At 72.2% G+C, this 12,319-nt stretch carries 12 protein-coding genes; 3 read left to right on the plus strand and 9 right to left on the minus strand.

Features of this window, described 5'->3' with window-relative positions:
- Positions 1–256: 256 nt before the first annotated feature.
- The 3 genes from AB3X10_RS02325 to AB3X10_RS02335 all read right to left on the minus strand — a co-directional run bounded on the left by AB3X10_RS02325 (position 257) and on the right by AB3X10_RS02335 (position 4,044).
- On the minus strand, positions 257–1,069 hold the full coding sequence (locus tag AB3X10_RS02325; protein ID WP_369978736.1) for a nucleotidyltransferase domain-containing protein: 813 nt from the start codon (positions 1,067–1,069) through the stop codon (positions 257–259).
- Positions 1,070–1,118: 49 nt separating this feature from the next.
- Entirely contained in the window at positions 1,119–3,008 is a 1,890-nt protein-coding gene (mnmG, locus tag AB3X10_RS02330; protein WP_369978737.1) for a tRNA uridine-5-carboxymethylaminomethyl(34) synthesis enzyme MnmG, read from the minus strand.
- Between the two features lie 502 nt (positions 3,009–3,510).
- Entirely contained in the window at positions 3,511–4,044 is a 534-nt protein-coding gene (locus AB3X10_RS02335) for a hypothetical protein (protein WP_369978738.1), read from the minus strand.
- 165 nt (positions 4,045–4,209) lie between these two features.
- Here AB3X10_RS02335 and AB3X10_RS02340 point away from each other — a divergent pair, with 165 nt between their 5' ends.
- Genes AB3X10_RS02340 through AB3X10_RS02350 form a run of 3 tightly spaced genes read left to right on the plus strand, consistent with a single transcriptional unit; the run spans position 4,210 to position 6,250 of the window.
- Positions 4,210–5,169: a pyridoxal-phosphate dependent enzyme gene (locus AB3X10_RS02340; protein WP_369978740.1), complete on the plus strand. Its 960-nt coding sequence runs from the start codon at positions 4,210–4,212 to the stop codon at positions 5,167–5,169.
- Positions 5,166–5,771 (plus strand): YdcF family protein, encoded by a 606-nt coding sequence (locus AB3X10_RS02345; protein ID WP_369978742.1) that lies wholly within the window; start codon positions 5,166–5,168, stop codon positions 5,769–5,771. The genes AB3X10_RS02340 and AB3X10_RS02345 overlap by 4 nt, the downstream gene beginning before the upstream one ends.
- 50 nt (positions 5,772–5,821) lie before the next feature.
- The gene (locus tag AB3X10_RS02350) at positions 5,822–6,250 is read left to right on the plus strand and encodes a ketosteroid isomerase-related protein (RefSeq protein ID WP_369978744.1); all 429 of its coding nucleotides are present in this window, start codon (positions 5,822–5,824) and stop codon (positions 6,248–6,250) included.
- Positions 6,251–6,468: 218 nt separating this feature from the next.
- Here the strand turns inward: AB3X10_RS02350 and bioC are convergent, their stop codons facing one another.
- From bioC to bioB, 6 genes are all read right to left on the minus strand, one after another.
- Positions 6,469–7,359 (minus strand): malonyl-ACP O-methyltransferase BioC, encoded by an 891-nt coding sequence (gene bioC / locus AB3X10_RS02355; RefSeq protein ID WP_179570925.1) that lies wholly within the window; start codon positions 7,357–7,359, stop codon positions 6,469–6,471.
- Between the two features lie 263 nt (positions 7,360–7,622).
- Positions 7,623–8,405 (minus strand): SDR family oxidoreductase, encoded by a 783-nt coding sequence (locus AB3X10_RS02360; protein ID WP_369978747.1) that lies wholly within the window; start codon positions 8,403–8,405, stop codon positions 7,623–7,625.
- Between the two features lie 341 nt (positions 8,406–8,746).
- Complete coding sequence (bioH, locus tag AB3X10_RS02365; protein WP_369978749.1) at positions 8,747–9,508, minus strand: pimeloyl-ACP methyl ester esterase BioH; 762 nt, start codon at positions 9,506–9,508, stop codon at positions 8,747–8,749.
- Positions 9,509–9,555: 47 nt separating this feature from the next.
- On the minus strand, positions 9,556–9,909 hold the full coding sequence (locus AB3X10_RS02370; RefSeq protein ID WP_369978751.1) for a DUF7079 family protein: 354 nt from the start codon (positions 9,907–9,909) through the stop codon (positions 9,556–9,558).
- A 10-nt stretch (positions 9,910–9,919) separates the two neighbouring features.
- A complete protein-coding gene (bioF, locus tag AB3X10_RS02375; protein WP_369978753.1) occupies positions 9,920–11,125 on the minus strand; it encodes an 8-amino-7-oxononanoate synthase in 1,206 nt (401 codons plus the stop codon).
- Between the two features lie 112 nt (positions 11,126–11,237).
- On the minus strand, positions 11,238–12,293 hold the full coding sequence (bioB, locus tag AB3X10_RS02380) for a biotin synthase BioB (protein ID WP_369978755.1): 1,056 nt from the start codon (positions 12,291–12,293) through the stop codon (positions 11,238–11,240).
- Positions 12,294–12,319 lie beyond the last annotated feature (26 nt).

Here is a 12,319-nt window from a genome sequence, read left to right on the forward strand (position 1 = left end):
GATGCGACGCATCGACCCGCGTGGCGCGTGGTCGGCGTAGATTCGAGCCAGCCCAAGCCGATGCCATTTGTGGGAGCGACTTCAGTCGCGACGCGCCTTCCCGGTAACGCCCGTCGCGACTGAAGTCGCTCCCAGGTGTCTAGCGAGCTGGCGGTGCCAGCGACCGCGAGATCCCGTCGTCGCGCAAGGCGTTCATCCTTGCCGTGACCAGCGCCAGGTCACTCGCGCGAAGCGCGGGTTCGCAACGCAGCGATGCCTAGGCGTCGGCGCGGATCAGCTGCCGGAATACCTCATCCAGCGCCCGTGGATCGCCGCTGCCGGCCGCCAGGCGCGGTGCGGCGGCACCCATGCGCGCCAGTTCGGCATCCAGGAAATCGCTGATCGCCGGCACCCGTGGCCCGTCCTCGATTTCCGCGGCGACGCGCTTCTTCGCCAGCAAGGCGTCGATGGCCTCGCGCAGCGGTCCCGACGGCAGCAGCGCCTGCAGCAGCAGTTCGAAGGCCATCGGCGGCATCCCGTGCCCGCGTTCGATCCACTGGCAGGCCAGCACCGGGCGCAGCACGTACAGGTACTTCTTGGTGCGGATGCGCTCGCCGCGCAGATAGCCGCGGTAGTTGCTCCTGGCCATGTTGAAGTAGTGCCACCAGGTGCCCAGCGGCGAATAGAACGCGCGCGCCATCTCCAGCAGCGCGGCGCTGGCGGCCGCATCCTGGCGATAGACCAGCGGCGACTGCAGCCATTCCAGCAGCGTCGGGTTGGACTTGGACACCAGCCGCAGCGCCTTGCGCAGATCCCAGCCGCTGACGTCCAGGTCGTCGGCGATCGGCAGTTCGATCACGTCGCGCTGCGCCTCGCCCGGCCCGGTGCGTTCGTTGACGGTCAGGTACCAGTGCGGCCGGTGCACATAGACGAAGCGCGCATCGTAGTCGCTGTCGGGCGAGGAAAAGCCCCAGCCGCGGCTGCCGGATTCGCAGGCGAGCAGGATGCGCACGGCGTGGTCGCGCTCGATATCGCGCAAGGCGTCGAGCACGGCGGCGCGCTTGTCCGCCGCGAGCGGGTGGATGTCCATGGCCTGCCGTCCTGGGATGGGGCGGGACAGGATGCCGCCGCGCCGCCGCCTACGCTACCCGGCTGCGCCGCGCGCGCTCCAGGTGCACCAGCAGCAGCGAGATCGCCGCCGGGGTCATGCCGGGAATGCGCTGCGCCTGGCCCACGCTCTGCGGGCGCACCCGCTGCAGCTTCTGCTGCACCTCGGCCGACAGCCCGCGCACCTGCGCGTAGTCGAAGGCCTCGGGAATCGGCGTGTCCTCGTGGCGCTGCTGGCGCGCGATCTCGTCGCGCTGGCGGTCCAGGTAGCCGGCGTACTTGATGCCGATCTCGACCTGCTCGGCGACCTGCGCGTCGTCCACGCCCGGGCCCAGCGACGGCACCCGCATCAGCGCCGCGTAGTCCAGCTCCGGGCGCTTGATCAGGTCGAGCACGGTGGTCTCGCGGCTCACCGCCACGCCCAGCGTCGCGGCGACCTCGCGGCCCAGCGCATTGCCCGGCGTGGCCCACAGCGCGCGCAGCCGCGCGTTCTCCCGCACCACCGCCTCCTGCTTGGCCTGGAAGCGCGCCCAGCGCGCCTCGCCGACCAGGCCCAGGTCGTGGCCGATGCCGGTCAGGCGCGCGTCGGCGTTGTCCTCGCGCAGCTGCAGCCGGTATTCGGCGCGGCTGGTGAACATGCGGTACGGCTCGGTGGTGCCGTGGGTGATCAGGTCGTCGATCAGCACGCCGATGTAGGCCTGGTCGCGGCGCGGTGTCCACGGCTCCAGCCCGCGCACCTGGCGCGCGGCGTTGAGCCCGGCGATCAGGCCCTGCGCGGCCGCTTCCTCGTAGCCGGTGGTGCCGTTGATCTGGCCGGCGAAGAACAGCCCGGGCATCGCCTTGGTCTCCAGCGAGGCTTTCAGCCCGCGCGGGTCGAAGAAGTCGTACTCGATCGCGTAGCCGGGGCGGGTGATGTGGGCGCGCTCGAAGCCGCGGATCGAGCGCACCAGTTCCAGCTGCACGTCGAACGGCAGCGAGGTGGAGATGCCGTTGGGGTAGATCTCGGCCACGTCCAGGCCTTCGGGCTCGACGAAGATCTGGTGGCTGGCCTTCTCGGCGAAGCGCACCACCTTGTCCTCGATCGAGGGGCAGTAGCGCGGGCCGATGCCCTCGATCTGCCCGGTGTACAGCGGCGAGCGGTCCAGCGCGCCGCGGATGAGCTCATGGGTGCGCTCGGTGGTATGGGTGATCCAGCACGAGACCTGGCGCGGATGCTCGGCGACCGCGCCCATGAACGACATCACCGGCAGCGGATCGTCGCCGGGCTGCTCCTCCATCGCCGCGTAGTCCAGGCTGCGCCCGTCGATGCGCGGCGGGGTACCGGTCTTGAGCCGGTCCACGCCGAAGCGGCCGTCGCGCAGCGTCTGCGCCAGCGCGGTGGCCGGCGGGTCGCCGGCGCGGCCGCCGGCGTACTGGGTCTGGCCGATGTGGATCTTGCCGGCCAGGAAGGTGCCGGCGGTCAGCACCACCGCCGCCGCCTCGAAGCGCAGGCCGGTCTGGGTGACGGCGCCGCGCACGCGCTCGCCCTCCACGATCAGCGCGTCCACCGCGGCCTGGAACAGGGTCAGGTTCGGCTGCGCCTCGACCAGGCGCCGGATCGCGCTGCGGTACAGGCTGCGGTCGGCCTGGCAGCGGGTGGCGCGCACCGCCGGGCCCTTGGACGCGTTGAGCGTGCGCCACTGGATCCCGGCCAGGTCGGCGGCATGCGCCATCGCCCCGCCCAGCGCGTCGATCTCCTTGACCAGGTGGCCCTTGCCGATGCCGCCGATGGCCGGGTTGCAGCTCATCGCGCCCACCGTCTCCACGTTGTGGGTCAGCAGCAGGGTGCGCGCGCCGGCGCGCGCGGAGGCCAGCGCCGCCTCGGTGCCGGCATGGCCGCCGCCGATCACGATGACGTCGTAGCGGTAGAAGGAATCGCTCATCGGGGACTCGTCAGCCGGGCCGCAGGGACCGGAATGGGCGCGCCCGCGGGGTCGCGAGCGCCGGAAAACGGTAATTTTAGCGTTTGCATCACAGTTTGCGGATTCGGCACTAAAGTTGGCACGCCATCTGCAGATATCCCTACTGCACCCAACGTGGCATTGCGTCAGGGGCGTACGACTGGAATTGGAACAGGGGCCAGTCACGCGCACGTTGGGGGAGCTGGGGGCCGGTAGTCGGGGGACTGCCGGCCCTTTTTTTATGCCCGCGATCCGGGCCCGACGCCAGCAACCGCAAGGCCCGAACGCGAAAAGCCCCGGCGGACCGGGGCTTTTCGTTTTAGGCGCCGACGCCCGACAGGGCCGGAACAGGGGGGATCCAGATTTCCCTGTCGGACATCGACATAGACGGTGGGGCGATCCCTAGCGGGTCATAAAGCGACGCAGGCGGTCACCCCGTACGACGTAGAGTGCGTCTTGTGGCCGCGTGAAATCAAGCCTTTTCTTAGGGTTCTAGTGTGCGCTTGGTCCCATTGCTGCGACCCAGATTGCCGGGCCGGGGCGCGGCCGGACGCTGCGTCGCCGCAGGCCGCGGCGCGCTGGCCGGACGCGGCTGCATCGACTGCGGGCGCGGACCGGCGTTGGCGGCATCGGGGCGGCGCAGCCGGTCCATGTCGCGCCACGGCGACTTGACCCGGTCGCCACCGCCGATGGCCGGCGGCGGCGGGCGGTCCGGCGGGCGGCCGTTGTCGTCGGGACGCGGGCGCGGCGGCGGACGATGCCGCGGCGGGCCGTAGTAGTCGCGGTAGTAGTACGGGCCGCCGTAGCCGTAGTAGCCATAGCCGTAGTAGCCCGCGCCGTAGCCGTAGGGCACGGCGCCGTAGGGCGCGTAGTAGCCGTCGGAATAGCCGGCCGGGTAGCGGTACTCGACCGACGGCGCGCCGCGGTAGTAGCCGCCGCCGCTGTCGGCATAGTCGTAGGTGGCGCAGCCACCCAGCGTGGCCAGCAGTCCAGCGGCCAAGATCAGGCGCATGTTCATGGCGAATCCTCTCCCTGAGGCTGACTGACAGGTTCGGCGCGTTGCATTGAATGCCCCCTTAACTCGCTTCGTCGGTGATTGAACGCTTAAGTCGCGCGCAACGGTTGCGTTGCGCCGGCAGCCGGCGACACCGCGAGCGTGAGGCGATACGTTAACCTTTCGCGCATGTTCTCATCTTCACTGCCCGTTTTCGCCGATGTGACGGCGGCGGCCGCGCGGATCGCGCCGCACGCCCAGGTCACCCCGGTCCTGCGCTCGCAGGCGCTGGACGCGTTGACCGGCGCCAGCCTGCACTTCAAGGCCGAGCACCTGCAGCGCGGCGGCGCGTTCAAGTTCCGCGGTGCCTGCAACGCGGTTTGGGCGCTGAGCCAGGCGCAGGCGGCGCGCGGCGTGGTCACCCATTCCTCCGGCAACCATGGCGCGGCATTGGCGCAGGCCGCGCTGACCCGCGGCATCGGCTGCCACGTGGTGGTGCCGGAAGGGGCGGTGGCGGCCAAGCTGGCCAATATCGCCCGCCATGGCGCGACCCTGTGGCGCTGCGAGGCCGGCATCGCCGCACGCGAGGCGATGTGCGCGCAGGTGCAGCAGCAGACCGGCGCGACCCTGGTGCATCCCTACGCCGACCCCGCGGTGATCGCCGGCCAGGGCACGGCGACGCTGGAATTGCTCGGCGCCAGCGGCCCGCTGGACCTGCTGGTGGTGCCGGTCGGCGGCGGCGGCCTGGCCGCCGGCAGCCGCCTGGCGCTGTCGGCGCTGGCCCCGCAGGCGCGCCTGCTGCTGGCCGAGCCGGCCGGCGCCGCCGACACCGCGCGTTCGCTGGCGGCCGGCGCGCTGCGCCTGGATTTCGTCCCGGACACCGTCTGCGACGGCCTGCGCGGCACCCTGGGCGCGCCGAACTTCGCGCTGCTGCACGGCCAGGCCGAGACCATCGTGGTCGAGGACGCCGCGACCGTGGCGGCGATGCGGCTGCTGTGGCAGGTGCTCAAGCAGGTGGTGGAGCCGTCCTCGGCGATCGCGCTGGCGGCGGTGCTGGCCCAGCCCGAGCGCTTCGCCGGGCGCCGGGTCGGGGTGCTCCTGTCCGGCGGCAACGTCGACCTCGACGCCTTGCCGTGGGGCGCCGCTTGACGCCGCGCCGGCGCCGCGGCTGGCTCGGCTGGCTGGGTCGGCTGGGTGCGGTGCTGGGCCTGTGGCTGCTGGGCGTGGCGATCTACATCGTCTGGGTCGGCGACCGCGACCAGGCGGCGCCGGCCGACGCGATCATCGTGCTCGGCGCGGCCGCCTACGACGCCAAGCCCTCGCCGGTGTTCGAGGAGCGCATCCGCCATGGCCTGGACCTGTACCAGCGCGGCTACGCGCCGACCCTGATCTTCACCGGCGGCTTCGGCGGCAATGGCGCGCGCTTCGCCGAGTCGCAGGTGGCGCGCCGCTACGCGCTGCGCCACGACGTGCCGGCCGACGCGATCCTGATCGAGACCGTCTCGCGCACCACCCGGCAGAACCTGATCCAGGCGCGCCAGCTGATGCGCAGCCACGGCCTGCACCGGGCGATCATCGTCAGCGATCCGCTGCACATGGCGCGCGCGCTGCGCCTGTGCCGCGAGCTGCAGATCGACGCGCTGGCGTCCTCGACCCCGAGCACCCGCTTCCGCAGCTTCCAGACCCGCTGGCGCTTCCTGCTGCAGGAGGTCTACTTCTTCCATCGCGATCTGGTGGCGCCCGGCGCCTGAGCGCGTCCGGCGCCGTATCATGGGCGTCCCCAGGGCATGAGGTGGTGGCGATGAAGATCGACGGGACCCGTGAGCAAGACCGCGCCATCGAACTGGTGCTGGCCTACTACGACGCATTCAACCGTGGCGACTGGGCGGCGATGCTCGACAAGCTGACCGACGACGTCGCGCACGACCTCAACCAGGGCGCGCGCGAGGTGGGCAAGGACACCTTCGCCGCGTTCCTGCAGCGGATGAACGCCAGCTACCGCGAGCAGCTGCGCGACATCGTGGTGCTGGGCGGGCAGGACGGCCGCCGCGCCGCCGCCGAATACGTGGTGCACGGCGAATACCACCACACCGACGAGGGCCTGCCGCCGGCGCGCGGGCAGACCTACGTGCTGCCGGGCGGGGCATTCTTCGACATCCGCGACGGCAAGATCGCCCGGGTCAGCAACTACTACAACCTGCAGGACTGGATCGATCAGGTGTCGGTCTGAGCGACGGTCGAACTTAGCAGCGCGTGCCGCGGTAGAGCTGCGGCCGTTGCACCTGTCGAAGGCCGGCAATGGCGCGGGCTGCGCGTAGTCGACGCAGCGTTTGCAATCGGCGAAACGCTGCAGGAGCGGCGTCAGCCGCGACGGGCGCTACCGGTAACGCCTGTCGCGGCTGACGCCGCTCCTGCAGGTGGCGCCACCCGCAGCGAGGATGCTTTCGCTCAATCGCCGCGGCGACGGATCGGGATCGCCGACACCGGCACCGCGGCGATCTCGCTGCCGCCTTCGCGGATCGGCGCGCCCGGCGGCGGCGCCCAGGCGTGGGCATAGATCACTTCCCAGCTGCTCGGCAGCGTGCCGTCGGCGTTGCGCAGCGGCTCGTAGGCGGCGCTGGCGGCGGCGAAGCGGCCGCGTCCGGTCAGCGTGTGGCGGCGCGCGTGCAGCGCGTTGGTCGCGCCGATCGCGCGCAGTTCGCGCATCAGCGCGGCCAGGTCGGGATAGGTGAGGGTGAACAGGTCGCGGTCCAGCACCGGGTCGCGGAAGCCGGACAGCATCAGCGCATCGCCGAACTGCGCGATCGGCGCGAAGCGGCTCACATGCGGCGCCTCGCGGTCGGCGTGCGCGAACGCCTCGCGCAGTTCGACCAGCGTGTCCGGGCCGAAGCTGGAGCACAGCAGCAGGCCGCCGGGCTTGAGCACGCGGCGGAAACCGGCGAACACCGCCGGCAGGTCCTCGACCCATTGCAGGCACAGGTTGCTGAAGATCACATCGACGCTGTGCTCGGCCAGCGGCAGCGCGCGCGCGTCGGCGCAGACGCGGCCGAACGGCTTCCACCAGCCGGCCTGGCGCTTGGCCTGCTGCAGCATCGGCAGCGCCTGGTCGAGCGCGATCACCTGCGCGCGCGGCCAGCGCTTCTTCATCGTCGCGGCGGCATGCGCGGGGCCGCTGCCCACGTCCAGCACCACCTGCGGCACGCGGTCGCCGAGATAGTCCAGCGATTCCAGCAGGCGCTTCTCGACCTCGTGCTGCAGGGCGGCGGCGGCATCGTAGCTGGCCGCGGCGCGCGAGAACGCGCGGCGGATGTGGTTGGCATCGAACGAAGAAGGATCCATCGGCGCATTATCGCCGGCCGCCATGCGCGACGGCCAGCCGCATCGCGCAGCGCCGCCCGCGCAACCTCGTCCGCGCTTCAGTCTGTAACGAACTCCTTGACGCGCGCCGCAGCGACCGCGCGCAGCCACCCATCCCCACTCCCGAATCCCCAATCCCGGCTCTTCCGCGCTTCAGTCTGCAGCGCCCCCCAGGACGCGCGCCGCAGCGACCGCGCACAGCCACCCATACCAATCCCGAATCCCGAATCCCCAATCCCAGCTCTTCAGAACGTCCCAGGATACGCGCCGCCATCGAGCAACAGGTTCTGCCCGCTGACGTAGCCGGCCTGCGCGCTGCACAGGAACGCGCAGGCCGCGCCGAATTCCTCCGCCGTGCCGAAGCGCCCGGCCGGGATCTGCTGGCGCTTCTGCGCCGCCAGCGTGTCCGCGTCGATGCCGCTGCGCTGCGCGGCATGGGCGAAGTTGCCGCGCAGCCGGTCGGTGTCGAACTGGCCGGGCAGCAGGTTGTTGATGGTGACGTTGTGCGCGACCGTGCGCCGCGCCAGCCCGGCGACGAAGCCGGTCAGGCCGGCGCGCGCGCCGTTGGACAGGCCCAGGCTGTCGATCGGCGCCTTCACCGCCGCCGAGGTGATGTTGACGATGCGGCCGAAGCCGCGCGCCTGCATCGCATCGACGGTGGCGCGGATCAGTGCGATCGGCGCCAGCATGTTGGCGTCCAGCGCACGCAGCCAGTCCTCGCGTTCCCAGTCGCGGAAATCGCCGGGCGGCGGGCCGCCGGCGTTGTTGACCAGGATGTCGACCTGCGGGCACGCCGCCAGCGCGGCGGCGCGGCCGGCCTCGGTGGCGATGTCCGCGGCCACCGCGATCACCGTGCCGGCGCCGGGCAGCGCGCGCAGGCCGGCGGCGGCCGCATCCAGCGCGGGCTGGCCGCGCGCCACGATCACCACGTTGACGCCTTCGGCGGCCAGCGCCCGCGCGCAACCCAGGCCCAGGCCCTTGCTCGCGGCGCAGACCAGCGCCCATTTGCCGGCGATACCCAGGTCCATGTCGGCGTTCCGATCGATCGAAGGAACCGCGATGATCGGGCATCGGCGTGGCGGCGGCCAGCGCGGCGCGTCGATCCGACCGCGAAGCCCGCTTTTTGCAGGAGGGGCTTCAGCCCCGACCGGGCGCTACCGGGAAAGCCCGGTCGGGGCTGAAGCCCCTCCTACAGGAAGCGGAAGCGCAACGCGGCCGGCGCGAAGCTGGTGCACTGGATCGGCACGACCGAAGCAGGGCACGTAGCCCTACTGGCGATCCGAGCGGGCAGGTTTCCTGTGGGAGGGGCTTCAGCCCCGACGCTTTGCCGGTCACGCATCGAGGGCCGAAGCCTTCTCGCAGGAAAGCGCTATGCCAGCCCGGCAAGGAACCCGCGCAACGCCTCGGCGACCTCATCGGCATGGCCGAGGAACGGCGCATGGCCGCCGCCGGCGATATCCAGCGTCTGCGCCTGCGGCGCCAGCGCCGCGGCGTCGTGCATGCCGGTGGCCGGGACCAGCCGGTCGCGTTGGCCGCCGATCCACAGGCTGGGCACGCGCAGGCCCGGCAGCGAGCGGCGCAGGTCGCTGCGCTCGAGCAGCGCCAGCCCATCCTGCAGCGCCTGCGCATCGGGTTCGCCGCGCGCGGTCAGGGTTTCGCGCAGGGTGCGCAGCTCGGCGCGGGCATGCGCCGAGCCCAGCGTGTCCAGCGCCAGGAAGCGGTCCAGCGTGCCGCGGTAGTCGTCGGCGAGGTCGCGGCCGAACTGGGCGAACACCTGCGGCTCCACCGCGTGCGGCCAGTCGCTGCCGCGCACGAACCGCGGCGTCGCCGCGAGCATCGCCAGGCCGCGCACCTGCGGCTGGGTCGCCGCGGCATGCAGCGCGAACAGCCCGCCCAGCGACCAGCCCAGCCACGCCGCCGGCGGCGTGGCCGTGGCGATGGCATTGACCACGTGCGGCAGCGCCAGCGGGGTGTCGTCGCCGCGGCTGTGGCCATGCCCGGGCAGGTCCACCAGGTGCATGCGGAACTGCGCCGACAGGCGCTCGACCAGCGGCGCGAAGATGCCGCCGTGCAGCGCCCAGCCATGGATCAGGACCAGGTCGGGGCCTTGCCCCAGCGTTTCGATATGCATCGTCGAGCGTGTGCCGGATGGAAAGGAAAATCGCCTGCCGCGCGCGCTCAGCGCGCTCCGCGCAGCGCCAGCAGCCGCGGCAGCAACAGGCGCCACTGCTGACGCGGATAGGCACGCGTGCGCCAGGCCGGCCAGCGCCGCACGCCTTCGCGGCGCAGGATCGCCGCGCTCAGCCAGTCGCCGTCGAAGCCCTGCCAGACGCCCGCCACGCTCAGCAGGTTCGGCGCCAGGCGCGGATGCACGTCGTGCAGCAGCATCCGCTGCAGCGTGTCCGGCGCATACGGCGAGGCCGCGAGCACCGCGGCGATGTGCGCGTGCCGCGTCGCGACATCGTCGTCCAGGTACAGCTCGGACAGCGCGTCCCACACCTTGCGGCGCGCCGCAAGGTCGCCGCCGCTCATGCCGCGCGGCTCACGCCGGCAGGCCGACCGGATGCACGGCCAGGCGGTCGCGCGCCAGCGCCAGCGCGTCGAGCAGCGCCTGCACCTGCGCGGGGGTGTGCAGCGCCGACAGCGTCACCCGCAGCCGCGACTTGCCTTCCGGCACGGTCGGCGGGCGGATCGCCGAGACCAGGAAGCCGGCTTGCTCCAGCGCCGCCGACAGCGCCAGCGCGCTGGCCTCGTCGCCGCACAGCAGCGGCTGGATCGGGGTGTCCGAGGCCATCAGTTCCAGGCCATGGCGGCGCGCGCCACCGCGGAACGCGGCGATCGCCTCGGCCAGGCGCTCGCGCCGCCACTGGTCGCGCCGCGCCAGCTTCACCGCGGCCAGCGAGGCGGCGGCCTGCGCCGGCGGCAGCGCGGTGGTGTACAGATAGGGCCGCGCGGTTTCGGCCAGGTGCCGGATCAGCGCCTCGTCGCCGACCACCAGCGCACCGTAGCCGCCCAGCGCCTTGCCCAGCGTCACCAGTTGCAGCGGCACGTCGTCCACGCCCAGCCCGGCCTCGGCCACGCAGCCGCGGCCGTGCGGGCCGACCACGCCGACGCCGTGCGCGTCGTCCACGTACATCAGCGCCTGCTGCATGCGCGCCACCAGGGTCAGCGAGCGCAGCGGGGCGATGTCGCCATCCATGCTGAACACGCCATCGGTGGCCAGCATCGCGGCGCCGCCGGCGGCGTGCTTGAGCTGGCGCATCGCGCCCTCGGTGTCCAGGTGCGGATAGCGGCGCAGGCGGCAACCGGCCAGGCGGGTGGCGTCGAGCAGGCTGGCGTGGTTGAGCCGGTCCTGCACGCACACGTCGTCCTCTTCGCTCAGCAGCGCCTGCTGCACCGCCAGGTTGGCGAGGAAGCCGCTGCCGAACAGCAGCGCGCGCGGATAGCCGAGCCAGTCGGCGACCTCGCGTTCCAGGCTCTCGTGCAGCGCATGGTGGCCGCAGACCAGGTGCGAGGCGGTGGCGCCGACGCCCTCGCGCGCGGCGGCGTCCTGCAGCGCGGCGAGCACTTCGAACTGTTGCGCCAGGCCCAGGTAGTCGTTGCTGCAGAAGCCGGTCAGCCAGCGGCCGTCCAGCTCCAGGCGCACGCCGTCGCGGCGGCCCACGCTGCGGCGCACGCGGATGCGGCCCTGGGCCTCGCGCAGCTTGCGCAAGGACTGGATGCGGTCGTGCAGGTCGGGGCGGGCCATGGGCGGCGGGGCATGGGGCGGCCGGCTAGCGTAGCGCGTCCCCGGCCAGGCCGGGCGCCGCCGGCGATGGACGGCCGGATCGGCAGACGGGCGTGCGTGCCGGCGCGGCGGGTCAGACCAGCGCCGCGGCGATCGCCGGCCGTGCCGGCGCCGCTGCCGGCGCGGTGATGTCCGCGTGCACGGTGCCGGGATGGTCGTGCGCGTCGGCATCGACGTGCACCTGCATCGGCGTCAGCCCCAGCCGTGCGAACAGCGCCTGGTCGCGTTCGGTGTCGGGGTTGCCGGTGGTCAGCAGCTTCTCGCCGTAGAAGATCGAGTTGGCGCCGGCGCAGAAGCACAGCGCCTGCAGTTCGTCGCTCATGCTCTCGCGGCCGGCCGACAGCCGCACCATCGCCTGCGGCATCGCGATGCGGGCCACGGCGATGGTGCGCACGAACTCGAACGGATCCAGCTCGACGGTGCCGTGCAGCGGGGTGCCGGCGACCTGCACCAGTCGGTTGATCGGCACCGAGTCCGGATGCACCGGCAGGTTGGCCAGCGCCTGCAGCAGGCCGGCGCGCTGCTCGCGCGATTCGCCCATGCCGACGATGCCGCCGCAGCAGGTCTTCATGCCGGCATCGCGCACGTGGGCGAGCGTGTCCAGGCGGTCCTGGTACTGGCGGGTGTGGATGATCGTGTCGTAGAAGTCCGGCGCGGTGTCCAGATTGTGGTTGTAGTAGTCCAGCCCGGCCGCCTTCAGCGCCTGCGCCTGGCGGCCGTCGAGCATGCCCAGGGTGGCGCAGGTCTCCAGGCCCAGCGCCTTTACCTCGCGGATCATCGCCGCGACCTTGGGGATGTCGCGGTCCTTCGGCGAGCGCCACGCCGCGCCCATGCAGAACCGCGATGCGCCGGCGGCCTTGGCCTGGCGCGCCTTGGCCAGCACCGCCTCGGTGCTCATCAGCTTCTGCGCGTCCACCCCGGTGTCGTAGCGCTGCGCCTGCGGGCAGTACGCGCAATCCTCCGGGCAGCCGCCGGTCTTCACCGACAGCAGCGTGGAGACCTGCACCTGCGCCGGGTCGAAGTGTTCGCGATGCACCGCGGCGGCGCGATGCAGCAGCTCCGGGAACGGCAGGTCGAACAGGGCGAGCAATTCCTGGCGTTGCCAGTCGTGTCGGACGACAGCGGACATGGGAGTTTCCTGACGGTAAGCGGCTG

Origin of the sequence: Xanthomonas sp. DAR 80977 (assembly GCF_041240605.1) — a bacterium.
Lineage (GTDB): Bacteria > Pseudomonadota > Gammaproteobacteria > Xanthomonadales > Xanthomonadaceae > Xanthomonas_A > Xanthomonas_A bundabergensis.